This window comes from Sphingobium sp. AP49, assembly GCF_000281715.2.
In the GTDB taxonomy this organism is placed as follows: Bacteria; Pseudomonadota; Alphaproteobacteria; order Sphingomonadales; family Sphingomonadaceae; genus Sphingobium.
This window is the reverse complement of record NZ_CP124576.1, coordinates 1768889-1794440: the sequence shown is the minus strand read 5'-3', so window position 1 is coordinate 1794440 and position 25552 is coordinate 1768889. Positions and strand designations below refer to the sequence as shown.

At 61.7% G+C, this 25552-nt stretch carries 25 protein-coding genes; 14 read left to right on the top strand and 11 right to left on the bottom strand.

What is annotated here, in order from left to right; all coding sequences use genetic code 11:
- Positions 1 to 21: 21 nt before the first annotated feature.
- The gene (gene eno, locus PMI04_RS08680) at positions 22 to 1296 is read right to left on the bottom strand and encodes a phosphopyruvate hydratase (protein WP_007714644.1); all 1275 of its coding nucleotides are present in this window, start codon (positions 1294 to 1296) and stop codon (positions 22 to 24) included.
- 226 nt (positions 1297 to 1522) lie between these two features.
- Here eno and PMI04_RS08675 point away from each other — a divergent pair, with 226 nt between their 5' ends.
- The 5 genes from PMI04_RS08675 to PMI04_RS08655 all read left to right on the top strand — a co-directional run bounded on the left by PMI04_RS08675 (position 1523) and on the right by PMI04_RS08655 (position 3854).
- Positions 1523 to 2131 carry a hypothetical protein gene (locus tag PMI04_RS08675; protein ID WP_007714646.1) on the top strand — a complete coding sequence of 203 codons (609 nt, stop codon included), beginning with the start codon at positions 1523 to 1525 and terminating at the stop codon, positions 2129 to 2131.
- 65 nt (positions 2132 to 2196) lie between these two features.
- The gene (locus tag PMI04_RS08670) at positions 2197 to 2571 is read left to right on the top strand and encodes a phage holin family protein (protein ID WP_007714651.1); all 375 of its coding nucleotides are present in this window, start codon (positions 2197 to 2199) and stop codon (positions 2569 to 2571) included.
- Positions 2568 to 2891, top strand: a complete 324-nt coding sequence (locus PMI04_RS08665; RefSeq protein ID WP_007714654.1) for a hypothetical protein — start codon at positions 2568 to 2570, stop codon at positions 2889 to 2891. Before PMI04_RS08670 ends, PMI04_RS08665 begins: the two co-directional genes overlap by 4 nt.
- Complete coding sequence (locus PMI04_RS08660; protein WP_007714656.1) at positions 2884 to 3525, top strand: DUF883 family protein; 642 nt, start codon at positions 2884 to 2886, stop codon at positions 3523 to 3525. Before PMI04_RS08665 ends, PMI04_RS08660 begins: the two co-directional genes overlap by 8 nt.
- Before the next feature lie 104 nt (positions 3526 to 3629).
- A complete protein-coding gene (locus PMI04_RS08655) occupies positions 3630 to 3854 on the top strand; it encodes a DUF4170 domain-containing protein (protein ID WP_007714661.1) in 225 nt (74 codons plus the stop codon).
- Positions 3855 to 3914: 60 nt separating this feature from the next.
- Here PMI04_RS08655 and PMI04_RS08650 read toward each other — a convergent pair whose 3' ends face one another.
- The 6 genes from PMI04_RS08650 to carA form a co-directional block, all read right to left on the bottom strand.
- Positions 3915 to 4553: a rhomboid family intramembrane serine protease gene (locus tag PMI04_RS08650; RefSeq protein WP_007714667.1), complete on the bottom strand. Its 639-nt coding sequence runs from the start codon at positions 4551 to 4553 to the stop codon at positions 3915 to 3917.
- Between the two features lie 25 nt (positions 4554 to 4578).
- Positions 4579 to 5055 carry a transcription elongation factor GreA gene (gene greA, locus PMI04_RS08645; protein WP_007714674.1) on the bottom strand — a complete coding sequence of 159 codons (477 nt, stop codon included), beginning with the start codon at positions 5053 to 5055 and terminating at the stop codon, positions 4579 to 4581.
- Positions 5056 to 5136: 81 nt separating this feature from the next.
- The gene (gene carB / locus PMI04_RS08640) at positions 5137 to 8472 is read right to left on the bottom strand and encodes a carbamoyl-phosphate synthase large subunit (protein ID WP_007714675.1); all 3336 of its coding nucleotides are present in this window, start codon (positions 8470 to 8472) and stop codon (positions 5137 to 5139) included.
- A complete protein-coding gene (locus PMI04_RS08635; protein ID WP_007714676.1) occupies positions 8472 to 9071 on the bottom strand; it encodes a hypothetical protein in 600 nt (199 codons plus the stop codon). Before PMI04_RS08635 ends, carB begins: the two co-directional genes overlap by 1 nt.
- Entirely contained in the window at positions 9071 to 9439 is a 369-nt protein-coding gene (locus PMI04_RS08630) for a ribonuclease E inhibitor RraB (RefSeq protein ID WP_007714679.1), read from the bottom strand. The genes PMI04_RS08635 and PMI04_RS08630 overlap by 1 nt, the downstream gene beginning before the upstream one ends.
- Positions 9436 to 10614 carry a glutamine-hydrolyzing carbamoyl-phosphate synthase small subunit gene (gene carA, locus PMI04_RS08625; RefSeq protein ID WP_007714680.1) on the bottom strand — a complete coding sequence of 393 codons (1179 nt, stop codon included), beginning with the start codon at positions 10612 to 10614 and terminating at the stop codon, positions 9436 to 9438. Before carA ends, PMI04_RS08630 begins: the two co-directional genes overlap by 4 nt.
- Positions 10615 to 10768: 154 nt before the next feature.
- Between carA and PMI04_RS08620 the strand changes: the two genes are divergently transcribed.
- The 3 genes from PMI04_RS08620 (at position 10769) to rpoD (ending at position 15434) form a co-directional block, all read left to right on the top strand.
- Positions 10769 to 11221 carry a GatB/YqeY domain-containing protein gene (locus PMI04_RS08620; protein WP_007714681.1) on the top strand — a complete coding sequence of 151 codons (453 nt, stop codon included), beginning with the start codon at positions 10769 to 10771 and terminating at the stop codon, positions 11219 to 11221.
- A 197-nt stretch (positions 11222 to 11418) separates the two neighbouring features.
- Positions 11419 to 13338, top strand: coding sequence for a DNA primase (dnaG, locus tag PMI04_RS08615; protein ID WP_007714682.1), 1920 nt, complete (start codon positions 11419 to 11421; stop codon positions 13336 to 13338).
- Positions 13339 to 13382: 44 nt separating this feature from the next.
- Positions 13383 to 15434: an RNA polymerase sigma factor RpoD gene (gene rpoD / locus PMI04_RS08610; RefSeq protein WP_007714688.1), complete on the top strand. Its 2052-nt coding sequence runs from the start codon at positions 13383 to 13385 to the stop codon at positions 15432 to 15434.
- A gap of 66 nt (positions 15435 to 15500) precedes the next feature.
- Here the strand turns inward: rpoD and PMI04_RS08605 are convergent, their stop codons facing one another.
- Complete coding sequence (locus PMI04_RS08605; RefSeq protein ID WP_157178189.1) at positions 15501 to 17261, bottom strand: SGNH/GDSL hydrolase family protein; 1761 nt, start codon at positions 17259 to 17261, stop codon at positions 15501 to 15503.
- Positions 17262 to 17390: 129 nt separating this feature from the next.
- Here PMI04_RS08605 and PMI04_RS08600 point away from each other — a divergent pair, with 129 nt between their 5' ends.
- The 5 genes from PMI04_RS08600 to PMI04_RS08580 all read left to right on the top strand — a co-directional run bounded on the left by PMI04_RS08600 (position 17391) and on the right by PMI04_RS08580 (position 21518).
- Positions 17391 to 18074, top strand: coding sequence for a hypothetical protein (locus tag PMI04_RS08600; protein WP_007714694.1), 684 nt, complete (start codon positions 17391 to 17393; stop codon positions 18072 to 18074).
- A gap of 100 nt (positions 18075 to 18174) precedes the next feature.
- The gene (locus PMI04_RS08595) at positions 18175 to 19020 is read left to right on the top strand and encodes a MoxR family ATPase (RefSeq protein WP_007714698.1); all 846 of its coding nucleotides are present in this window, start codon (positions 18175 to 18177) and stop codon (positions 19018 to 19020) included.
- A gap of 55 nt (positions 19021 to 19075) precedes the next feature.
- Positions 19076 to 19429, top strand: a complete 354-nt coding sequence (locus tag PMI04_RS08590; RefSeq protein WP_238536005.1) for a GFA family protein — start codon at positions 19076 to 19078, stop codon at positions 19427 to 19429.
- 93 nt (positions 19430 to 19522) lie between these two features.
- A complete protein-coding gene (locus PMI04_RS08585; protein WP_007714706.1) occupies positions 19523 to 20569 on the top strand; it encodes a hypothetical protein in 1047 nt (348 codons plus the stop codon).
- A gap of 79 nt (positions 20570 to 20648) precedes the next feature.
- Positions 20649 to 21518: a DUF817 domain-containing protein gene (locus PMI04_RS08580; RefSeq protein ID WP_007714713.1), complete on the top strand. Its 870-nt coding sequence runs from the start codon at positions 20649 to 20651 to the stop codon at positions 21516 to 21518.
- Here PMI04_RS08580 and PMI04_RS08575 read toward each other — a convergent pair.
- Positions 21506 to 22870 carry a methyl-accepting chemotaxis protein gene (locus tag PMI04_RS08575; RefSeq protein ID WP_193378319.1) on the bottom strand — a complete coding sequence of 455 codons (1365 nt, stop codon included), beginning with the start codon at positions 22868 to 22870 and terminating at the stop codon, positions 21506 to 21508. The two genes, PMI04_RS08580 and PMI04_RS08575, sit on opposite strands and share 13 nt — an antisense overlap.
- Before the next feature lie 146 nt (positions 22871 to 23016).
- Between PMI04_RS08575 and PMI04_RS08570 the strand changes: the two genes are divergently transcribed.
- Positions 23017 to 24192: a VWA domain-containing protein gene (locus tag PMI04_RS08570; RefSeq protein ID WP_007714722.1), complete on the top strand. Its 1176-nt coding sequence runs from the start codon at positions 23017 to 23019 to the stop codon at positions 24190 to 24192.
- A 491-nt stretch (positions 24193 to 24683) separates the two neighbouring features.
- Here PMI04_RS08570 and PMI04_RS08565 read toward each other — a convergent pair whose 3' ends face one another.
- Complete coding sequence (locus PMI04_RS08565; protein WP_007714726.1) at positions 24684 to 25007, bottom strand: hypothetical protein; 324 nt, start codon at positions 25005 to 25007, stop codon at positions 24684 to 24686.
- A 105-nt stretch (positions 25008 to 25112) separates the two neighbouring features.
- Entirely contained in the window at positions 25113 to 25382 is a 270-nt protein-coding gene (locus PMI04_RS08560) for a DUF1467 family protein (protein ID WP_007714730.1), read from the bottom strand.
- Positions 25383 to 25552 lie beyond the last annotated feature (170 nt).

Here is a 25552-nt window from a genome sequence, read left to right as displayed (position 1 = left end):
TAATTGGAAATTAGCCGTGGATCAGCGGAAGATCGAACGACCGGCATAGACCGCCATGTCGCCCAACTCCTCCTCGATACGGATCAGCTGGTTATACTTGGCAAGCCGGTCCGAACGGGCGAGCGAGCCAGTCTTGATCTGGCCGCAATTGGTGGCGACGGCGAGGTCAGCGATGGTCGAATCCTCGGTCTCGCCCGAACGGTGCGACATCACCGCCGTATAGCGGGCGCGGTGCGCCATATCGACGGCAGCCAGCGTTTCGGACAACGTGCCGATCTGGTTGACCTTCACCAGAAGCGAGTTAGCCAGCCCCTTGCCGATGCCCATCGACAGGCGGGCCGGGTTGGTGACGAACAGGTCGTCGCCAACCAGTTGGACCTTGTCGCCGATCTTGTCGGTCAGCGCCTTCCAGCCCTCGAAATCATCCTCGCTCATGCCGTCCTCGATCGACTTGATCGGATAATCGGCAGCCAGCGCGGCGAGATAGTCGGCCATCTCGACCGGCGTCAGCGACAGGCCTTCGCCCGAAATCTCGTACTTGCCGTTCTTGAAGAATTCGGTCGCGGCGCAGTCGAGCGCCAGCACGACGTCGTCACCCGGCTTGTACCCGGCCTTTTCGACCGACAGCATGATGAAGTCGAGCGCATCGCGGGTCGAGGCGATGTTGGGCGCAAAGCCGCCCTCGTCACCAACCGAGGTAGCGAGCCCCTTGTCGTGCAGCCCCTTCTTGAGGGTGTGGAAGATTTCCGAACCGATCCGCACGGCGTCGGCGATGCTCTCCGCACCGACCGGCATGATCATGAATTCCTGGAAATCGATCGGGTTGTCGGCATGCTCGCCGCCGTTGATGATGTTCATCATCGGCACAGGCAGGACGTGGGCCGACACGCCGCCGACATAGCGATAGAGCGGCAGGCCGCGCGCATCAGCCGCCGCCTTGGCGGTAGCGAGCGATACGCCCAGGATCGCGTTGGCCCCCAGGCGCGACTTGTTCTCGGTGCCGTCGAGCGCGATCATCGCGGCGTCGACCTCACCTTGGTCCTCGGCGTCGAGGCCGATGATCTGCTCGGCAATCTCGTCATTGACGGCGGCAACCGCAGCCAACACGCCCTTGCCCAGATATTTGCTCTTGTCGCCGTCGCGCTTTTCGACCGCTTCATAGGCACCGGTCGACGCACCCGAAGGCACAGCGGCGCGGCCGAAGCTGCCATCTTCCAGCATCACATCGACTTCGACGGTCGGATTGCCGCGGCTGTCGAGAATCTGGCGGGCGTGAATATCGAGAATGGCGGTCATGATCGCTCCCTAATCCGGCCCCGGACGCACGCCGGGCGGCCTTTTCGGCGCCCCGCTTAGCCAGCAGCCTCCAGCTTGGCAATGCGGGGACTTGCCACAGGTCAAAAAATGCCGATGCTCAAAATAGTAACGGCAACGGAACTGTGCGCCGTCGCCAAGCATTAGGAACATGAGGCGCCCGCCGCTCGCGGGCCGATGCTGGTGAGCTTAAGGGAGACATAGGATAATGGTCGACACACCGGAAACCCCGCCCGTCAAGCGCGCGAAGAAGGCCACGGTTGCCAAAGCGAAGCCGGCGAAGGTCACGACGACGGCTGTCAAGGCTGCCCCCGTGAAGAAGGCCGCGACCCGCAAGGCCCCGACCAAGGCCGCCAAGCCGGGCAATGGCACCGCTCATGGCTGGTCGGCGCAGATCGCGCCGCTCAAGGCCCAGGCCGAGAAGGCTGCCAAGGCAGCCACCGACAAGATCAATTCGGTCGACTGGAAGGCCCATATCGACCCGCTCAAGGAAACCGCAGGCAAGACCGCCAAGTCGGCCGCGGCGTCCGCCAAGGACAAGACGGGATCGGCGATGCAGAGCCTGTCGAAGCTGATTGCCGACACCGCCGGAACCGTCGACGCGAAGCTGGGCCCCCAATATGGTGATTATGCCCGCCAAGCGGCAGAATCGGTGGCCAGTGCTGCAGACACGCTGGACAGCAAGGATGTCGACCAGCTGATGACCGAGGCCCGCGACTTCGTGCGCAAGAGCCCTGCCGTCGCGATCGGTGCTGCGGCGGTGGTCGGCTTCGTGCTGATGCGCCTTGCCAAGGGATCGTCCGATAGCGACGCCTGATTGACGCAAAGCAGGACTATAGTGACGGCTAACCGCAGGCCCCGAATGTCGGGGCGGAGGGGCAATTGACGCAGGAACCAGCGGAAACGGTGGCAACGCCGCAGGCCGAGGGCGACGAGGAGTCTGTCCGCGCGACATTCACCCGCCTCTACGCCGACGGCCGCGCCTATGCGCAGGCAGAGGTCGAGCGCCAGAAACTGCGCGCCGGCATTGTTGGCGCGGGCGTGCGCAATGCCGCGATATTGGGCGTTGTCGCCCTCATGCTGCTGTTTGCTGCGATCGTTGCCCTGCTGGTGGGCCTGGTGATTGCACTTGCGCCGATGATCGGCGCGCTATGGGCAGCGCTCGCGGTATTTGGCAGCGCCGTGCTGATCGCCATCCTGCTGCTGCTGCTGGCCAAGGGGCAGATCGGCCATATGCTGGAGGCGATCAAGCCGTGAGCCGCGAACAGGCCTATCGCGCGGCGACCGAGCAGGCGTTGGCGCTACGTACCCAGGCCCTGACCAGCCTGGCCGATGCCAGGGCCCGCATTGCCCCTGCCCGGCTCAAGGCCGACGCCGAGGCGAAAGTGACGGCGACAGCGCTCGACGGCATCGCCTATGTTGGCGCGAAGGTGCAACAGCGCCCCGTCGCCACCGGCGCTGCCGCAACCGGCCTTGTTCTATTCCTGTTTCGCCGCCCCCTCACGGCACTTTTCGGACGGCTGTACGTTCGACTGAGGGACCGTAAAACGGAAAATTCGGAGATTGACGATGGCTGACATCCGCGCCCAACTGACCCGCGTCCGCGAAGCGGCAAATGACGTCGCCGGCACCGCGACCGGCCGGATCAAGGATAGCACCGACAAGGCGGGCGAACTGCTGCAAACCGGCCGCGACAAGGCTAGTGACGCCTATAGCGACGCACGCGATCGCACCCAGCGGGTCGCGACCCGCGCCAACGAGATCGTCCAGGAGCATCCGGTCGCCGTCGTGGCAGGTGCCGTCGCCGCTGGCGCGGTGATCGCCTGGATGTTTCCCAAGAGCCGCAAGGCGATGAAGGCCCTGCCAGGCTTGGCCGTGACGGCTGGCGCCCGCGTCCTGGAAGCCGCAGCGACCGCCCGCGCCGCCGCCGCTGAAAGCGCTGATTCGATCCGTCATAATGCTGGCGATGCACTGGCATCCGCCCGCGAAACCGCGGGCGAAGCTTTGCAGGGCGCCCGCGAAAGTGCGGGCCACACCTTGGTCAGCGCCCGGGAGAGCGGTAGCGAAACCATCGCCGCGGCCCGTGACGCTGCGGCATCGGCGGATATTGGCGGCAAGGCATCCAAGCTGGCTGACGATGTCGTCGCATTGGTCGCAGCGCGGGTCGAAGCGCTGGGCGAAGCGATCAAGGCGCGATTGCCGAAAAGCTAATCGCGATTGCCGCAAACGCAATCGACGCCGGGATCGCTTTCCTTGGCGGATCGTGGGGACGATGCTAAGGCACCGCGATCAGCCAAAGGAGAATATAGAACGCCATGAGCAAGATGCATCTGGTGATGGGCGGCCGCGTAACCAACCCGCAGACGCTGGAATTTCAGGACCTGAGCAAGGTCGATCTGGTCGGCGTCTATCCCGATTACGCCTCGGCCGAGAAGGCCTGGCGCGGCGCAGCGCAGCGCACCGTCGATGACGCTGAAATGCGCTATGTGATCGTGCACCTGCATCGCCTGCTGGAGCCGGAACTGCCTGCGGCCCAATAAGCCTGCCCCCTTTTCGGGCGAACCCCGGCATAGGCCCGGGTTCGCCCGGACGGCGCCATATCAGGGAACTGGATGGGGCCTTTTACGAAAGCGCCAGCGCAGCAAGGGGCGCGTCAAAATCAGCCCCGTCAGAAAGCCGCCAATATGTGCGGCCACCGCGATCTGGCCAATCCCTTCCAATCCGCCGGCCGTCGCCAGGCCGATCATCAGCTGGATCACGATCCAGCCCGCCGCCAGCCACAATATCCGCACCATATTGGCCGAAAAGGGACCGATACGACGGACCTGCTGCTGGCTGTAGAGCAGGGCATAGGTTGCGATGATCGCGGAAATCGCGCCGCTGGCTCCGACCATGGGATTGGTCGACGCAGGATCGATCGCCCATTGCACCAGTGTCGCACCATAGGCACCCGCGACATAAAGCAGCAGCGTGCCCATCTTGCCCAGCACCTGTTCGACCTGCCGCCCGCAGAAGATCAGCATCAGCAGATTGAAACCGACATGCAGCCAGCCGGCATGGATCAGCGTGCAACTGATCGGCGTCAGCCATGCGGGGACAGCCGCCAAGCCGTCGAGCAATTGCGGATTGCCAAGACGGGCGGGAATGAAGCCGCCGATCAGGGCGGCATTGTCCACCTGCCCCGTCAGCAGCAGCAAAAGGAACAGAACGAACGTGACCGCAGCGATCCCGTTCGTCATGTTTCCAGCCGGCAGTTTCACGGGATCAGATGAACGCGATCTTGTCGACCAGGTAGAATTTGTCGCCCGACGGGACCGACACTTCGACCTCTTCGCCGACCTGACGGCCGATCAGCGCACGGCCCAGCGGGCTGTTATAGCTGATCATGCCGGCCTTGGCGTCCGCCTCGGCCTGACCGACGATCTGATACTGGATCGGCTTGTCGTCCTCATCGAGCAGGGTCACGGTCGCCCCGAACACGATCTTGTCGCCCGACAGGCTCTTGGGATCGATGATCTGGGCGCGCGACAGCTTGTCTTCCAGGTCCGAAATGGTCGCTTCGACCTGGCCTTGGCGCTCCTTGGCCGCATGATATTCGGCATTTTCCGACAAATCGCCGTGCGCGCGTGCTTCTTCGATGGCGTCCACGATCAACGGCCGTTCGGCCTTGAGGTCGCGGAGCTGCGTCATGAGCTTGTCATAGCCCATCTGCAGCATCGGCATCTTTTCGACGGTCGCCATTATTGCAAATCCTTCGTCAAAACTTCCCTTTGGCGGCGACCTACGTGGCGCCACCCGCAGCATGCTTCCTGGTGAAGGGGATCAGGCGTGCGACAGGGGATAATAGGATTGGAGCGATCGCACTTCAAGGGCGTGCCCCTGCAAAGCCTCGATTGCGTCCGCCGCAGCGAGGCTCGCCGCCGCCGTGGTGAAGCTCGCAATCTTCGCACGTAGAGCCGATGTGCGGATCGCCTTGCTGTCCTTCAGCGACTGCCAGCCTTCGGTGGTGTTGAAGATCAGCTGCACGTCGCCGTCGGCGATCCGGTCGACGATGTGCGGGCGCCCTTCAGCCACCTTGTTGACATGCTCGACGGCGATCCCCTGCCCTTCCAGATAGGTGGCGGTACCGCCGGTGGCGATGATGGTGAAGCCCATCCCCGCCAGCTTCTGCACCGCTGGCAGGATCACCGGCTTGTCGCTGTCCTTGACCGACACGAAGACGGTCCCGCTGGTCGGCAGCACGGTGCCTGCACCCAACTGCGCCTTGGCGAAGGCGGTCGCGAAATTGCTGTCGATGCCCATGACTTCACCGGTGCTCTTCATTTCCGGCGAGAGCACGGGGTCGACGCCCGGGAAGCGGTTGAACGGGAAGACGGCTTCCTTGACCGCGACATGGTCGATCGCGTTGCGATCGATCTTGGGCAGATCCTTGATCTTCTCGCCGGCCATGACGCGCGAAGCGATCTTGGCGATCGGGGTACCGATCGCCTTGGCGACGAAGGGCACAGTGCGGCTGGCGCGCGGATTGACCTCGATCAGATAGACGGTGCCGTCCTTGACCGCGAACTGGATGTTCATCAGGCCACGGACCGACAGGGCACGGGCCAGCACTTCGGTCTGACGCTCGATCTCCGCAATGATCTCGTCCGACAGGCTGTAGGGCGGCAACGAACAGGCCGAGTCACCGGAATGAACGCCGGCTTCCTCGATATGCTGCAACACGCCGGCTACGACCACATCGTCGCCATCACACAGCGCATCGACGTCCACCTCGACCGCATCACGCAGATACTGGTCGATCAGCACCGGGGATTCGCCCGACACCTGCACGGCGGTGGTGATATATTCCTCCAACTGCGCCTGGCCATCGACGATTTCCATGGCGCGACCGCCAAGGACGTAGGACGGACGCATCAGCACCGGATAGCCGATGCGATTGGCGACCGCGATCGCCTCCTCGCGGCTGCGGGCGATGCCGTTGGCCGGCTGACGCAGCTTCAGCTTGTCGATCAGCGCGGCGAAACGCTCGCGATCCTCGGCCAGATCGATCGCGTCCGGGCTGGTGCCCAGGATCGGGATGCCGGCATCTTCCAGCGCCTGCGCCAGCTTCAGCGGCGTCTGACCGCCAAACTGCACCAGCACGCCGGCCAGCGTCCCCTTCGACATTTCGACATGCAGGATTTCCAGCACGTCTTCGGCCGTCAGCGGCTCGAAATAGAGGCGGTCGGACGTGTCATAGTCGGTCGACACGGTTTCCGGGTTGCAATTGACCATGATCGTCTCATAGCCGGCTTCGCTCAGCGCAAAGCAGGCATGGACGCAGCAATAGTCGAACTCGATGCCCTGACCGATGCGGTTGGGACCACCGCCCAGGATGACGACCTTCTTGCGGTCGCTGGGCTGCGCCTCATTCTCCGGCTCGCCGAAGATCGGGGCTTCATAGGTCGAATACATGTAGGGCGTCTTCGCCTCGAACTCGGCGGCGCAGGTATCGATGCGCTTGAACACCGGACGCACGCCCAGCTTGTGGCGCAGGCTGCGCACCTCGTCCTCGGTGACGCCGCCGGTCATTGCCTTGACCGCTTCGTGGATCAGGCCGCCGCTGCGGGCGATGCCGCGTTCCATGCCACGCAGGTTGGCGGACTTGAGCGCCAGCCAGGCGAGGCGCTTGTCGGAAAAGCCCATCGCCTTGAGGCGGCGCATGCCGTCCGCGTCGCGCGGCAGGCCATGTTCCAGCACCTCATTCTCGGCGTCGACGATTTCCTTCAGGCGCTCCAGGAACCAGGGATCGAACTTGGCGATATTGTGGATTTCCGCGACGCTCAGCCCTTCGCGTAGCGCCTGGGCGGCGACCAGCAGACGATCGGGCGTCGGCTGTGCCAGCGCGGCGATGATGTCGTCCTTGGGCGCGCCGACCAGATGATCGACCTGGTTGAAGCCCGACAGGCCAGTTTCCAGACCGCGCAGCGCCTTCTGCATCGATTCATGGATGTTGCGGCCGATCGCCATGACTTCGCCGACCGACTTCATGGCAGTGCCCAGCAGCGGCTCTGCGCCCTTGAACTTTTCAAAGGCGAAGCGCGGTATCTTGGTCACGACATAGTCGATGGTCGGCTCGAAAGACGCCGGCGTCGCGCCGGTAATGTCGTTCGTAATCTCATCCAGCGTATAGCCCACGGCCAGCTTGGCCGCGACCTTGGCGATCGGGAAGCCGGTCGCCTTCGACGCCAGCGCCGAGGAACGCGACACGCGCGGGTTCATCTCGATCACGATCAGGCGACCGTCCTTCGGATTGACCGAAAACTGCACGTTGGAACCGCCGGTCTCGACGCCGATCTCGCGCAGCACCGCGATGCTGGCGTTGCGCATGATCTGATATTCCTTGTCGGTCAGCGTCAGCGCCGGCGCGACGGTGATGGAGTCGCCGGTATGGACGCCCATCGGATCGACATTTTCGATCGAGCAGATGATGATGGCATTGTCGTTGCGATCCCGCACGACCTCCATCTCATATTCCTTCCAGCCGATCAGCGATTCCTCGATCAGGACTTCGGTGGTCGGCGACGCGTCCAGACCGCCGCGCACGATGTTGACGAACTCTTCGCGATTATAGGCGATGCCGCCGCCGGTTCCGCCCATGGTGAAGCTGGGGCGGATGATCGAGGGAAGACCGGTATATTCCAGCGCCTCCAGCGCCTCTTCCATCGTGTGCGCAATGCGCGAGCGGGCCGATTCCAGGCCGATCTTGTCCATGGCGTCGCGGAACTTGATCCGATCCTCCGCCTTGTCGATCGCTTCGGCGTCGGCGCCGATCATCTGGACGCCGAACTTCTCCAGCGTGCCGTCATTATAGAGCGCCAGCGCCGTGTTCAGCGCCGTCTGCCCGCCCATCGTCGGCAGCACCGCATCGGGCCGCTCCTTCTCGATGATCTTCGCCACGATTTCGGGCGTGATCGGCTCGACATAGGTCGCGTCGGCAAATTCCGGATCGGTCATGATAGTGGCCGGGTTGGAATTCACCAGGATGATGCGATAGCCCTCTTCCTTCAGCGCCTTGACCGCCTGCGTGCCCGAATAATCGAACTCGCACGCCTGGCCGATGATGATCGGACCAGCGCCGATGATGAGGATGGAGGAGATGTCGGTTCTTTTGGGCATCAGTGTATAGCCGTTTGAAAGAGTGCAATTATCGAAACGAAAAGAGAAGCAATTCCCGAGAGATTATTGGCGCGTCCAATTATATCCCAAATAATATCCACTGGAGGCTCGGGAGCATCGGCCAGGACTTTGGCCGCGACAATGTAAGCTCGAGCCATAGCCTTTTCGCTATTGCCTGCGCCTAAATCGTCTAAATCACGTTCAGCCTTAGTCAGCAGCGTTGACAACTCCGCCTTTCGTTCCTCGTTGAGAACAAATTGCGAAGGAAGCCCAGTCCACGTTGTGCTATCAACCACGTTCGTTCTCGCGACATCGAGGAACTCGCGAATTTCTTCTAGGTCTGAAAACTCCGATTCAACCTTACGCGATCCGCCAGCCGAAATCCGGAAACTCCAATCATCGTAACCATTTAGAACTTTGGAAACGTCCCTGAAATAAGAACCTTCCCAATCGTCAGCAATGCGACTGATCCAATTGGATCGCGGCTTCAGAGCATATTTTTCAATCAGTTCGCCAGCGCGAAAATATTGTTTGGGCGACGTTTCGGTCTCAAAGTGAAGGGCGATTAAAAATCGCTCGGCAAAATCATCATAGTCCATCAATGCACGCCCCCCGCCTGCGCCTCACAACCCCAACCGTCATATTCGACGCCGCAGAGGATTTCGATCTGGAGGCATTTCTTGGTCAGCGCGCGGATCGAGGCTTCGTCGACCGGCTGCACGCATTCCAGGAACAGGAACAGGTCGCCTTCTTCATCTTCCTCGCGGTCCAGTTCGACGAAGCCGAACTGGCTGGCGATGGTCAGGACGCGCTCGAAATCCTGCTCGCTGCCCCGGAAGCTGACGTCCACGGGCCGCGCGAGACGCGCGACGTCGCCATTGCGCTTGAGATTGGCGAGGACTTGCCTGTCCGCCTCCCACTCTGCGGCAAGGCGCGCTTCGTCAACCGGGGGCAGGTTCTGGCTCACGCGGCGACCGCGCCCTTGAGGCCGTCGACGAACTTCTTGAACAGGTAGAAGCTGTCCTGCGGGCCGGGCGAGGCTTCGGGGTGATACTGGACCGAGAAGGCATTCTTGTCGGTCAGTTCGATGCCGCAATTGCTGCCGTCGAACAGCGAGATATGGGTCGAGCGCGCATTGGCCGGCAGCGTGTCGACATCGACCGCGAAGCCATGATTCATGCTGGTGATCTCGACAAGACCGTCCGACAGGCGCTTGACCGGATGGTTCGCGCCGCGATGGCCCTGATGCATCTTGATCGTCTTGGCGCCCACCGCTAGGCCCAGCAACTGGTGGCCCAGGCAGATACCGAAGACGGGGATGTCGGCGGCCAACACCTGGCTGATCACCGGCACGGCATAGTCGCCGGTCGCGGCCGGATCGCCAGGGCCGTTCGACAGGAACACGCCGTCAGGATTGAGCGCCTTGATCTGGTCGAAGGTTGCGGTGGCGGGCAGCACGGTCACGCGCGCGCCGGCCTGCACCAGATTGCGGAAGATATTATTCTTCGCGCCATAATCGATCGCGACGACATGGGGGCGTTCCTCACCCGCTTCATTCAGGCCATAGCCATGGCCGATGGTCCAGATGCCATCCTTCCACAGGCGGCTTTCCTTGCTCGTGACTTCGATGGCGAGGTCCATGCCTTCAAGACCCGGCCAGGCGGCCGCCTTGGCAGCGAGCGCGGCGATGTCGAAATTGCCGTCCGGATCATAGGCGATGACGACGTTGGGCGCGCCCTTCTCGCGGATCAGGCGGGTCAGCGCGCGGGTATCGACACCGGCGAGGCCGATGCGGCCCTGCTCCTTCATCCACTGGTCGAACGGTTCGACATTGCGGAAATTGCTGGGGGCGGTGACGTCCTGGCGAACGATACAGCCCAGCGCATGGGGCGAGGCGGCTTCAACATCGTCCAGATTGGTGCCGACATTGCCGATATGGGGGAAGGTGAAATTGATGATCTGCCCGGCGTAGGAGGGATCGGTCATGATCTCCTGATAGCCGGTGATCGAGGTATTGAAGCAGAGTTCACCAACTGCTTCGCCGACCGCGCCGAAGCCGCGACCGAAGACGGCGGCGCCATCGGCAAAAACCACGACCCCTGTCGCTCCTTTGGGCACAATGAGGGTCTTGGCGTCAGCCATGGTCTGCGGTCCTTTATGCTTTTGCGGGAACCCGTCTGGTGCGGGTTAAACGGCCGGTCACCTATTCCTGCGAGGCGTGAAGGTCAACGTCTGTTAAAAATCTCTTTTCGCATTATATCTGCTCCTTTCCGCAAGAGACAGGATTTATTCGTCGATGATTCGCGACAGCATCAAGAGCGCCCAAGTGGAATCCATGAAGGCCGGCGATAAGGAAAAGCTGGCTGCCGTGCGCCTGATTCTGGCCAAGCTCAAGGATCGGGACATCGAGCTTCGCACCGCTAGCAACGTGCCCGACGACGACACCGTCGTGGTCGAGGTGCTGCAGAAGATGGTGAAGCAGCGCCGCGAATCGATCGACATGTTCAAGAGCGGCGGCCGCGACGAACTAGCCGCCAAGGAACAGGCCGAACTGGATGTGATCGAGGGCTTCCTGCCTGCGCAGTTGAGCGAAGACGAGACCAAGGCTGCGATCGAGGCGATCAAGGCCGAAGTCGGCGCGGAAAGCGTCAAGGACATGGGCAAGGTGATGGCCGTGCTCAAGGAACGCCATGGCGCAGTGATCGACATGAGCAAGGCCAGCGGCCTGGTGAAGGCGGCTTTGTCCTAAGCCATATTCCAGCATCTCCATCCCGTTTGCGGGAGAGGAAGGCCCATCCCTACTCCGCTCCTTTCGAGCATAGTCGAGAAACGCATGCGCGGCGCTCGACACTGGCACGCGTTCGGGCATATTCGATAAATGGCGTTCTGGATCTACATGCTCAAATGTTCCGATGGCCGCGGTGAGCAAAATCCCGAGCATCATCCATGACCCTCACGCCCCAATGGCTGGACGAATTGCGCGCGCGGACGTCGCTTTCGACGTTGATCGGCAAGACCGTGAAGGTGCAGAAGGCAGGCCGCGAATATAAGGCTTGCTGCCCCTTCCATAACGAGAAGACGCCCAGCTTCACGATCAACGACGAAAAGGGCTTCTACCATTGCTTCGGTTGCGGCGCGCATGGCGATGCGATCCGCTGGATGACCGACCAGCGCGGCCTGCCCTTCATGGAAGCGGTGAAGGAATTGGCTGCAACCGCCGGCATGGAGGTGCCTGCCGCCGATCCACGCGCTGCCAAGCGCGCCGAGCAGGCCAAGGGACTGCATGACGCGATGGGCGCAGCGCAGGGCTTTTTCGAGGAGCAACTGGCCGGCATCGACGGCGCGGACGCCCGTGCCTATCTCGCAAAGCGCGGCATCACCGATGCGACCTGCCGGACCTTCGGCTTTGGTTATTCGCCGGATTCGCGCGGCAAGCTCAAAGGCGCGCTCAAGGAATTTGGCGAGCCGATGCTGGTCGAGGCCGGGCTGCTCATCGATCCGGATGGGGCCGAGCAGGATGGCCGCAAAGCCAAAAAACGCGATACGTACGACCGCTTCCGCGGTCGGCTGATGCTGCCGATCCGCGACATTCGCGGCCGGGTGATCGCCTTTGGCGGCCGGATCATCGGCCAGGGCGAGCCCAAATATCTGAACTCGCCCGACACCCCTCTCTTCGACAAGGGACGCACGCTCTACAATATCGATCGCGCCTCCCCCGCCAGCCGACAAAGCGGCCGGGTGATCGTGGTCGAGGGCTATATGGACGTGATCGCGCTGGCCCAGGCCGGTTTCAGCGACGCAGTCGCGCCGCTCGGTACAGCGCTGACCGAGCATCAGATCGAGCGACTGTGGAAGATGGTCGAGGTGCCGATCCTCTGCTTCGATGGCGACTCGGCGGGACAGAAGGCGGCGATCCGCGCGGCGACCCGAGCCCTGCCCCTGCTACGCCCCGGCCACAGCCTGGCCTTCGCCACCCTGCCCGTCGGCCAGGATCCCGACGACCTGATCCGAGCCGAAGGGCCGCGCGCCATGGACGCCGTGCTGGCTGCGGCACAGCCCCTCGTCGACCGCCTTTGGGACTATGAGCAGACGACCGCACCGCTCGACACCCCAGAGCAGAAGGCCGCACTTAAACAGCGGCTAGCCGCCCATAGCGACTCTATCCAGCATCCCGATGTGCGCGCCCACTATGCCCACGCCTTTCGCGAACGCTATGACGCGCAATTTTTTGCGCGTCCTGATCGCTTTGGCGGCGGACAGCGCCAGCCACACGGCAATGGCGGCCGCGGCAGTGCCCGCGCCGGTTGGCAGCGCGACAAGAAAGGCAATTGGAAACCACCAATCCCGCCCGCCGGAATGGAAGCGCGGGAGATCGGCGCGAACGGCATGGAGCATCGCCTGCTGCGCGCGATTCTGGCCAGCCTGCTGCGCAATCCCGAACAGATCGTGACACACCGGGAAACGCTGTCAGGCCTGCGAATCGGCGATCCCGCGCTATCACGATTGCTGGATGCGATGATTGCGGCGTCCTTCCGCAAAGAAACAGTTGAAACACAGGGCATGCTTACCATATTGGGGCAAGGTGACTTGTATAATATGGCTAAGGGGATGCTCCGGGCCGATACGTTCACATTCACCCCACATAGGATGACAACCGACCCCAGTCGCGTGCAGCGCGACCTGGATGAGGCCATCCGGGTGATGGCGCAAGGACCGGAGCTGGAAACAGCGCTGGCAGAGGCTACCAGACGGTTCGAGAGCGACTTTAGCGAAGAAAATTTCGCTGAGCAGCAGCGCATCCGCGCTCTGAAAGCCGATCACGACAGCCGACTGGCGGAACTGGCGCAGTCCGAAGACATTGTTTGATCGATCGTTTCCGATATGGGGACGACGACAGTTAAGGCGAATAAATGGCGACCAAGGCGAACAGCAAGAATGCGGGTGCAGGCGATGGCGAGGATGGCGGCGATGCCCCGCTGCTCGACCTCAACGAAGCCTCTGTCAAGAAGCTGATCGCCCGCGCCAAAAAGCGCGGCTACATCACCTATGACGAGTTGAACGACGCCCTGCCACAGGATCAGATGTCGTCTGAGCAGATCGAGGACATCATGTCCGCGCTCAACGAGATGGGCGTCAACATCGTCGAAAATGAAGAAGCCAGCGAAGATGGCGACGAGCAGCGTGAGCGCGAGGACGCCGAGGACGCCGAGGATGATTCGGGCGATGAGGACGGCGGCCCCAAGCTTGTCACCGAAAAGAAGAAGGAAACGGTCGATCGCACCGACGATCCCGTCCGCATGTATCTGCGCGAAATGGGCGCGGTCGAACTGCTCAGCCGCGAGGGCGAAATCGCCATCGCCAAGCGCATCGAGGCAGGCCGCGACACTATGATTCTGGGGCTGTGCGAGAGCCCGACCACCTTCAACGCGATCATCGAATGGTCGACTGCGCTCAACAATGGCGAGATGCAGTTGCGCGAGATCCTCGACCTCGACGCCATGCTCTCCAAGGATCCCGCTCCGGAAAATCTGGAGGAAGGCGCCGAGGATGATGATGGCGAGATCAGCGAAAAGACGGCTGGTCCCAGCTTCAAGGAAGAGGAAGAGCCCGAGGAAGAATCGGCCGACGGCGACGAGGATGAAGACGGTACCGAACGTCGTGCCCGCCGTAACGAAGAGGAAGAGGAAGAGGACAACACTCTGTCCCTCGCCCAGATGGAAGAGACTCTCAAGCCGATGGCGCTAGAGAAGTTCGCGACCATCACCGACATTTTCCGTGCTTTCTCCAAGGCTCAGGAAGCCCGCATGCTGGCAATGGCCAATGGCGAGACGCTGAGCCAGAAGGCCGAGGACAATTATCAGGAATTGCGTGAAAGCCTGACCGCCGAGGTCGAGAGTGTGCAATTCCACCAGCAGAAGATCGAATATCTGGTCGATCAGCTTTATGCCTATAACCGGCGCCTGACGGCCCTGGGCGGCCAGATGCTGCGCCTGGCCGAACGCCATAAAGTCAGTCGCAAGGACTTCCTCGACCGCTATGTGAATCATGAGCTGGACGATGGCTGGATGGAAAAGGTGCAGGGCCTCGACAAGAAATGGGCCGCTTTTGCCGCAGCCGAAGGCCGCGCGGTCGAACGCATCCGGACAGAAGTGGGCGAGATCGCCCAAGCCACCGGCATGTCGCTCAGCGAATTTCGTCGCATCGTCAACATGGTGCAGAAGGGCGAGCGCGAAGCCCGGATCGCCAAGAAGGAAATGGTCGAGGCGAACCTGCGCCTGGTCATCTCCATCGCTAAAAAATATACGAACCGTGGCCTGCAATTCCTTGATCTTATTCAGGAAGGCAATATCGGCCTGATGAAGGCGGTCGATAAGTTCGAATATCGTCGCGGCTACAAGTTCAGCACCTATGCGACCTGGTGGATCCGTCAGGCAATCACCCGCTCGATCGCGGACCAGGCGCGGACCATCCGCATCCCGGTCCACATGATCGAGACGATCAACAAGCTGGTCCGCACCAGCCGCCAGTTCCTGCACGAGCAGGGCCGTGAGCCCACGCCCGAGGAAATGGCCGAGCGCCTGTCGATGCCGCTCGAAAAGGTGCGCAAGGTGATGAAGATCGCCAAGGAGCCGATCTCCCTCGAAACGCCGATCGGCGACGAGGAAGACAGCCATCTGGGTGATTTCATCGAGGACAAGAACGCGATCATTCCGGTCGACGCGGCGATCCAGGCGAACCTCAAGGAAACGGTCACCCGCGTCCTTGCCAGCCTCACCCCGCGCGAGGAGCGCGTGCTGCGCATGCGCTTTGGCATCGGCATGAACACCGACCATACGCTGGAGGAAGTGGGCCAGCAGTTCAGCGTGACCCGCGAGCGTATTCGCCAGATCGAGGCGAAGGCGCTGCGTAAGCTGAAGCATCCCAGCCGCAGTCGAAAGATGCGCAGTTTCCTGGATCAGTAAGAAAAAAGCCCGGTCAGATGATGACCGGGCTTTTTTTTGCTAGCTTCAGTAGTCCGGCCGCGTCGATCATGGCCGATACATGACCACATGCCCCACCTTGCCAATCCTTGGGCCATGATCCTGTTTGCCCTTGATCAGGGCAATATCCGGCACTCCAGGCAATTGCCTGAACCATAGACGGCGCGCGCCGGCGACGTCGACATGACATACCATCGCTCGCTCATAATAGCTCCACGCATCATAGCAGCGATGCGTCATGATCACCTCATGATCGGTCGATATCTCGATATCCCCTGATCGTGGTCCATGAATGAAGTAGATTGCCGACAGGCTGGCGCCTTCGGGCAGATCGATCGGAATGCGTGCGCCTTCATGGATAGGCAATACGTGCATCTTGACGCCATATTTCGAGAAATTGTCTCCGGTACAACCATAGGGGGACAAATAAGGCGCCTCGACCGCCGAAACATGCGCCAGATAGGCTGAGCGCGGAACATTGTCCAAGCTCACCTGCCGATCCATCGACAGCATTTCCGCCCGCACAAAATCGATAATCATGGTCGATATGGCCTTGGCCCCCTCGGGCGTGGCATGAACCCCATCGAACAACAGCTTGTGATCAGCGTCCCCACCCCGATCATCAATCCACTGCGCCACATTGAGCACGGGCAGCGCAGCTTCCGCCGCAAGCTCGTTAATTGTGCCGATCAACAAGTCGGTGCCCGGCTTCACGTCATGGCGAAACAGATGGAGAAAGCCAGCCCTGGCCCCGATGCCATGCACCATCGCCAGCATTTCATAGACATTTTCACGAATATTTGCGGCGGTCGCCCATTCACGGCAGGGCGTACTGGCAAGATCAAAAACCACGATGTCGGGCTTTTCTCTTTCCAATATTTGCGGAAGCAGGGGCGGCAGATAATTATAATGATGGGACCCAAGACCGAACAGAACAAATTCGACGTCATCGGCGGCATATTTTTCAAAGCTACGATAGATCTCGCCCGTCAGAACACTGAACCCGATCAGCAGCACGCGCTGCTTTGCGTGGACAGCGGACGCAATCCGAATATGCTCCTCAGGGACAAATTCCGGCACGACTTCGATCACCGGAGCGATCACTGCCGGCTCTGGCACGCTGACAACGGCTTCGACAATCGGCGACGATAGCGGTGCCTCTGCATCGACCGCAGCCAGATGCTGAACATGGTCGAGCACAGGCAAATAGGACAGGCCTTCGGGCTTTGGCGCCACCATCACCGATTGTCGGACAAAATCACCGATCTTCAACGCCACAGCCACCGCATCGCTAATGCTGAATGCCCTTCCATCGACCGGCAGGACGCCGGCCTCCATGTCCAGCCACCAACCCGATACGTCCAGCACGGGCAGGTTCTGCAGCGCCGCCTGCTTGTTCAACGTGGCCAGAACCCTATCCTGGACTGGATCGACGTCATACCAGTTCAATAACGCGACTTTTGCTCCAAAATCGCCAATCAGCTTCAATATGCCATGCAGATGCGCAGTTAGGTTTCCAACATCGATCCACTCACGACAGGCTGTACTCGCAAGATCCAGAAGCACGATATCCGGGCGCGTTTCCGACAAGGCAGCAGGCAGGCGCGGATAGATCGCGTTATAATGATGTCCTGGCAAAGCACATATATTGAACTTCATGCCGCTAAAGCTGACATGGCGCATCGCGCGATACATCTCACCGGTCCAAATATCGAACCCGATCAGAAGGATCTGCGCCTCCCGCTCGGCGGACCTTGATTCTATTGCATGATGCGATGTCGAAATGCTCATGGCTGCAAAACGTGCCATAAGTGCGTTCGACCGACAACCATCACGCGGCATCGCCGGCACCGACAAGAGAAGTTTAACCCGCCGTTTACATACCGGGCGTAGATTATCCCCACGGCCCCCATGTGCCGTGGCTACAGGGAAATTTCTATGAGCGAAGTGACGGCGCTGCGCCGGGGCGATGACATTGCGCAGATCCTGGATGCGCTTCTGCTCGCCGATGGGAGCTATGGCCATAGTTATGCCATGCGGGCTGGCCAGGATGCACGGTCCAGCGACGATGCCCTGACCTTACCCGATCTTGCCGATGCCGCTTATTATCTCTGCCTTCTGCATGGCCGTCATCCTGGCGTGATCGACCATGCGGCTACCCGTTCGGCGGATAACGCGGCCCGCCGCTGGCTGATCGACGCCGCCGATGCCTTCGCGCGGGAACGGGCCTATCTGACCCAGGTTACAGTGGCCGCTGGTCCTGCCCCTAGCACTGCGGGGCAGAGCAATTGTGAAGCGATCGTCAGCCAACAACGCCATGCCCTCGACATGCTCGCCCAGTCCGACCGTCGCGGCTGTGCCATGGGGGCAGCGATCGCGCTGGTGCTCGACTGGCGCATGGCCCGGCAACTGCTCGATATCGCAGCCCTTCGCACCGGAATCGAGCCGCTCCCCTGTGCGCTGCCGGATCGCCGTTCCACGTTGAATGTCGCACGCGCGATTGGCGGCGATCCCGCAATCGACCGTGCCATTCAGTTCGGCATGCGCCAGTTGCTGGCCCAGCATCGCGGACTGTGGGACTTGCTTCAGGCACGCGCCGACATCCGCCGCCAGCAACGCTGATCCATCGCTCCCCCGGCTTGCCGCAGCGCACAAACGCATTGCGCAGGCCCATCGCTTTGCCTAGTCCGATCCATAAAGTGGAACGGAGCGGAAGAGGCCCATGCGGTTTGAAGGCACACAGGATTATGTCGCCACCGACGATCTGAAGGTCGCGGTCAATGCCGCAGTGCTGCTGCGCCGCCCTCTTCTGGTGAAGGGCGAACCGGGCACCGGCAAAACCGTGCTGGCGCAGGAAATCGCCAAGGCCCTCGACGCCCCATTGATCGAATGGAACGTCAAGTCGACGACCAAGGCGCATCAGGGCCTGTATGAATATGATGCCGTTGCCCGCCTGCGCGACGGCCAGCTCGGCGACGAGCGGGTCCATGACATCGCCAATTATATCCGCAAGGGCAAGCTGTGGGAGGCGTTCACCTCGCCCACCCTGCCCGTGTTGCTGATCGACGAGATCGACAAGGCTGACATCGAGTTTCCCAACGACCTGTTGCAGGAACTCGATCGCATGGCCTTCCATGTCTATGAGACCGGCGAGACGATCGCCGCAAAGGAACGGCCAGTCGTCATCATCACATCGAACAACGAGAAGGAACTGCCCGACGCCTTCCTGCGACGCTGCTTCTTCCACTATATCAAATTCCCCGACCGCGAGACGATGCAGGCGATCGTCGATGTCCATTTTCCTGGCATTCAGAAAGTCCTCGTCAGTCGCGCGATGGACATTTTCTACGATATTCGCGAAGTCCCAGGCCTGAAGAAAAAGCCCAGCACCAGCGAACTTCTCGACTGGCTCAAGCTCCTCTTCAACGAGGACATGCCGCTCGACGTGCTACAGAATAGCGACCCGACCAAGGCGATCCCGCCGCTCCATGGCGCCCTGCTCAAGAATGAGCAGGACATCATGATGTTCGAGCGCCTCGCCTTCATGGCCCGGCGCCAGGGGCGCTAAGGATATATGCCCCATGATGCCGGATGCCTCTGTGGACAGGTGCGCATCGCGATAGATGCCGAACCGATGGCGGTGCGGATGTGCTGGTGTCGCCTCTGTCAATATCTGGGCGGCGGTAGCGCTCTGCTTCCCGACCGACAAGGTGACGACGAGCGGGACAGTGGGCTGGCACTACAGCATCGCCGACAGTGGCAATGCGATGAAGCGCGGCTTCTGCCCGAACTGCGGTACGCCGCTGTTCAGCCTGGCCGAATCGCGGCCACATCTGACGATCATTCGCGCGGGCGCGCTGGACGATCCGACCCGAGTGGCGCCCGAAGTGGTCATCTGGACCGCTGCTGCGCCGCAATGGGTCTGTCACGCCCCCCAATTGCCCCAATATCCCGCACAAATTCCGCCGGTGGCGTGAAGGTCGCTTGCGCCCCTTTGGAATCCATGTTCTCCTGATCCTCTGACATTCAAGACCGCGCCAAGACGGTCTGGATCGAGAGAGAGGATGCCAATGCCCAAAAGCGCGTTGTTCCTGTGTTCGATGGCCCTCTGCCTGGCTGCGCCCTCGCTGGCGCGCGCGGCGGACGATATCGAGGCATGGACGCCTACCGATACAGCCATTCGCGCGACCGCCGCCGGCATCAGCCTGCCGCAGACGGTCGCCAGCCTGTCGCTGGCCAAGAGTGGCGAGGTGTCGAACGGCGGCAAAGGCATCGACAATTATGCCCAATATCTGTCCGAGGATGGCGCCATCCAGGCGACCCTCTACATCTATCTCCCCGCCTATGCCGATGCTTCGTTGGCCGCCTATATGACCGACAAGGCGGTGATGGAGCGGTTTGGCGGCAAGACCCATCGCACCGCCTATGACAGCGTCGTGGCTGGCGGCCGCGCGGGCACCGCGATCCGCGCCGTCTATGACGATGCCGCCGATGGCGCACTGACCACCGCAGCCGCGTTCGCCCATGCTGGACGCTGGATGGTGAAACTGCGCGTCACCGGCCCGACCGAGCGCCGCGCCGAAGTGCTGGCAGGACTGGACGGCATGCTCGCGGGCCTGAAGTTCGATGAGGCATCGGCTTTGCACGCGACCAGCCCGGCAAGCTTTGGCGCCTGTCCCATCGACGACAGCACCGACGCCCGCCTGACCAGGATGGTGCCCAGCGGCACGGCTGGCCAACCCGTGCCGCAGGAGGTACGCATCCCGCGCGAAGGCCGGGACAATCTGTGCATCCGCGGCACCGTGCAGACCGCTGAGGGAAGCTACGACATGCTGCAACAGGCCGGGCACAGCGACGGCGCAATCATCGTGCCGGTCGATGACAGCGGCACCGTCCTCGCCTTTGATCCGGCTACCCGTGACGTCGGCTATCAGCTGTCTATCCACATGGTCGGCCAGACGGACCTCTATGGCGTCTATGACAAGGTGCCGAGCGGTCGCCAGATCGCCGCGATCCTGGATGGCAAGGATCCCCAGACCGCCCAGGCCGAAGCCACCGCCGTCTATGCCGCCAATGGCGAGGTGACGGTAAGCCTGACGCCCCGCAAGTTGCACTGACCACCCCTGGCGGTCGGCTGACCGGCCGCCACAAAGGCATTATTCCCTCTCGCTGCGCCGCGCGCTAAACCCCTCCTCCATGAACCACTCCACGGGCGCGACCCGCTTTGCGCGGATACGCGCCCATCTGGAATCGGTGCGCGTCACGGCGGGGCCACGCGCCTGGGCCTATGAATTCCTGCTGTTCGGCTTCAAGCAGGGCTGGGCCTGCCTGTTCGGCGGGCTGATGCTGGCGCTGCTGCTGGGCACCCACATCTTCTATCCCGCCGATGCGCCGCTGCATCGCTATGATTTCCTGACCCTGTCGGCGATCGCAATCCAGGTCGCGATGCTGCTGCTCAGGCTGGAAAGTCCGCGCGAGGCATTGGTCATCTGCGCCTTCCACCTGATCGGCACCATCATGGAATTGTTCAAGACCCATGCGGGAAGCTGGGTCTATCCCGAGGCCAGCCTGCTCCATATCGGCCCGGTACCGCTATTCTCCGGCTTCATGTATGCCGCCGTCGGCAGCTATATCGCCCGGATCTGGCGCATCTTCGATTTCGGTTTCAGCCACTATCCGCCGGTCTGGACGACGGCGCTGCTTGCGGGCGCCATCTATATCAATTTCTTCGCCCATCACTGGTTGCCCGATGTGCGGATCGCCCTGTTTGCCGCCGCGTTTCTCCTGTTCGGGCGGACCTGGATCTGGTTCACGCCCTGGCGCGAGCCACGGCGGATGCCGCTACTGCTCGGCTTCTTTTTGGTCGCGCTGTTCATCTGGCTGGCGGAGAATATCGGAACCTTCGCCAATGCCTGGACCTACCCCAGCCAGCGCCATGGCTGGGAAATGGTCAGCCTCACCAAGCTGGGCGCCTGGTATCTGCTGATGATCATCTCCTTCGTGCTGGTTTCGCTGATCCACGGCATCCGGCCGGTTCAATCAGGCCAGGTCGATCAGATCAGGTAGCCGACTTCATACAAGCCCCAGCGGCGCCCGGCGAAGCGCAGCGGCACGAACACGCTGCGCAGCGCCCGATAGCGCCCCTCGCCCAGATCCTGGCGATAGGTGAAGAGGTAGAAATCCTCGTCGCCGTCGAGGGCGCGGCGGGTCTGGGCATCCATGAATATCTGCCGGTTGCGGGCATGTTCCATGTTCCAGCGCGGGTCGGCTACGCGCTGCGGCTGGCTGCGCGCACTGATATGGGTGGGCAGATAGCCGTCCATGTCGATGAGGCAACACCCAATGATCGCCGCATCCTGCGCCGTGTGGCGATCAAGCAAGGGACGCACGCGCAAATCGGCAAAGCCGGTGAAGGCGGTTTCATATTGGGTCGGCTGGGACCCGGCAATCGGCCGATAGTTCCGGTCGAACAGAGACTGTTCCGCCAATTCGCCCCGCGCCAGCGCCCCGTCGATCAGCTCCGCGACCTCCGCTGCCCCTTCCTCCGCCAGGGCAATATACCGACTATTGCGGGTCTGGCGCCCACTATGGGCAGCGGTGTTGAGCATGTCGTTGGCCAGGCTTTCCAATGCCTCCAACTGGCCGCGCGCCATATCGACCCGGCCCGCACTTTCGGTCGAGGAACTGCCGAACAGGCTGAGCCCCTGATCCAGCGCAGCGACATGAATATCCGCCTCGTCGGTGCAGGTGACAATCGCGTTGGAGCGCACACCGAACTGGGTCACCATCGACGCTATTTCCGCCATGGAGAGGCGCAACTGGTCGATATGGGTGCCGACGTCGCGGCCGCGCTGAATATTGGCCTCAACCCCACCGATCAGGTGGCGCGCGTCCCGGTCAAGTTGGCCCAGCTTGCTGCCGACGGATGCGGAGGATTCGGCCGCCTGCTCGGCGAGCCGGCGAATCTCCTCCGCCACGACCGCAAAGCCCATTGTCGCAGCCCCGCCGCGCGCTGCCTCGATCGCAGCGTTGACGCCGAGCAACCGGGTCTGGCGCGCGATCGTCCCCAACTGGTCGGAAATGCCGCCAACCGCCTCGATCACCTGCAAAAACTGGCGCAAATGCCCTTCCATGCCGGTGACATGCTCGACCAGACCAGCCACTTCGCCCAGCGACAGGGTGATGACATCATGCCCTTCGGCGATGATCCGTCCGGCCCGCCCCGCAGTCAGGCTCAGTTCCTGCGCGGCAACGACGCTCTCATTCTGGCTGGCGGCGAGCGTCTGCATATTCGCCTGCAAATCAGACAGGCGCGCCGAATCGCCCTGAATCCGGCGATTTAATTCGCTCAGAAATCCAGCCGTTTCGCTGCATTGCAATGCTATGTCGCCCGATCTTTCTCCAAGATCAGCCAACAAATCCCGATTTTCCAAGCTGCCCCCGCAACTTAACTGTCACAATGGATACTGACTTGTTTACCGTGCGGCGCAACACTTAATATTTCGCCAACGCGATCCGGCCACCGCTTGCATCCCCTGCCCGGCTGGCCGACAAGACCGGCACCATGATGCTCAATTTTCTCGACGCGCTGCGCGCCGCCGGCATCCCCGCCAGCATCAAGGAGCATCTGCTCCTGCTCGAAGCACTGGAGCGCGACGTGATCGCCCGCACGCCCGAGGATTTCTATTATCTCGCCCGCGCCACCTATGTGAAGGATGAGGGGCTGATCGACCGGTTCGACCAGGTTTTTGCCAAAGTGTTCAAGGGCCTGCTGGGTCAAGACGGGGTCGAGGCGGAGATACCCGAGGAATGGCTGCGGCTGGTCGCGGAGAAATTCCTCAGCCCCGAGGAGATGGAGAAGATCAAGTCGCTGGGCGACTGGGACGAGATCATGAAGACGCTGAAGGAGCGGCTGGAGGAGCAGAAGGAGCGGCACCAGGGCGGCAGCAAGTGGATCGGCACCGGCGGCACATCCCCCTTCGGCCATGGCGGCTATAATCCCGAGGGCGTGCGGATCGGCGGGGAAAGCCGGCACAAGCGCGCGATCAAGGTCTGGGAAAAGCGCGAATTCGCCAATCTGGACAATAATCGCGAGATCGGCACCCGCAACATCAAGGTGGCGCTGCGCCGGCTGCGGCGTTTTGCGCGGGAGGGGGCGGCCGACGAACTGGACCTGGACGCCACGATCCGCGGCACCGCGCGGCAGGGCTGGCTCGACATCCGGATGCGGCCCGAGCGGCACAATGCGGTCAAGCTGCTGCTGTTCCTGGACGTGGGCGGATCGATGGACCCGCATATCAAGCTGTGCGAGGAGCTGTTTTCCGCCGCGACCAGCGAATTCAAGAATATGGAATTCTTCTACTTCCACAACTGCCTCTATGAAGGCGTGTGGAAGGATAATCGCCGCCGCTTTGCCGAGCGCACCCCGACCTGGGACGTGCTGCACAAATATGGCCATGACTATAAGGTGATCTTCGTCGGCGACGCGGCGATGAGCCCCTATGAGATCAGCCATCCCGGCGGGTCGGTGGAGCATATGAACGAGGAAGCCGGTGCCGTCTGGCTGCAGCGCGTCACCCATACCTATCCCGCGACCGTGTGGCTCAACCCCGCGCCGGCGGAACATTGGGGCTATAGCCAGTCCACCCGCATCATCCGCGACCTGATGAACGAGCGCATGTATCCGCTGACCTTGGAGGGGCTGGACGAGGCGATGCGGGAATTGACGCGCAAGCGGTAGGGGCGCTCTCCACGACGCGCGGTCATATCCGACAGGTCAAAGAGCCGTCCGCATTATGGCGGAGGGGTGCGGTGTAGGACAGCGCGAATTTGCCGCCTTGAGGGTCAGCGTGTCGGGGCGGATGACGCGACAGTTTATTTCGGCCCGAAGTTCACAGTGTCGTCGGGCCATTTTGGGCCTTTTGCGCCTGTGACGCGCCCGCGACGCGACACCCATGCGCCTGTGACGCGACACTTGGGTCACGATCAGGGTCATCATCCCGCACCACCGACGCGACAGTCAGGCGACAGGGACGCGACAGCGGCGCGACAATTCTGGACGTGCGTGCTTGAGGGGGGGGGGGCTGTTCATGGCCGGAGTAAATCATGGACCGGCCGAATAGGACAGACGGGGTGCGGCCTTGGTTGGGTCGCGCTCGCAGCGGGATGTCGGGTCAAGCCCGGCATGACGGGATGAGGACGGAAGCTTGCGACCATTTATTGCCACTGGGATTAGCGAAAAATACCTTTAAAAGCAGACCACAGGCCGGGAGGTTTCGGCGGCAGGACAATTGGATATTTAAAATCGTAACTACGATCCTTAGCAGGCACGTCATTGATGTAGTATTCTATGGCGTCGATGTCGCCTTCCGGCCAAACGACGATCTCCTTATCGCTGATCAATTCAATTTGTGCTGCGTCGCCAGTTTCGGGAGCATCCCACGCCAATGTTAGCTTTTCACCTGGCAGCAGTTCAAAACAATGCGGCCATGGCTCCACTGAAACGTAGATGGGCCACGGCTTTTCATTAAGGAACGTTTGCTGAATTCTCGCCATGTATATGGCCTAGCGCATTACGTTGAGCACGCCAAACGTCTGAATTGACCATGGCCTGACTATAAACCCGACTTTCCGCTTCCCACCCAACTCCGTCATCCCCGCTCAGCGTGGCGGATGGAGGCCGGGGATGTTGTCGATCGTGACCCAGCCCTGCACATAATTGGCATAATAGAGACCGAACAGGACGGCCGAGAGCAGGGTCGCGCGCAGCATGACGCGGCCGGGGCGGAAGTTGCTGGGGGCGCTGTCCGCCTGGCCTTTCAGCAGTAGCTCGCCCGTCTCGTCGGGCGTGCGCAGGCCGAAGGGCAGGACGAGGAAGGCGCTGATCACCCAGAACAGCACATAGATGGCGAAGATGGCGTACCAGTTCATCCGGCCCGCCCGAAATTGCAGCGCATGCCCCTATCCTCTCCCGTCATGGCGGCGCTTTTTCGCTCGCCATGACGATTCAATCTTGATCGGCCTGAGCCTAGAAGCTTCTGGGCATTTGCGAAAGCGCCGTTCGCCTTGCTCCCGCAGGATGGCGAACGGCGCTCTCTCAT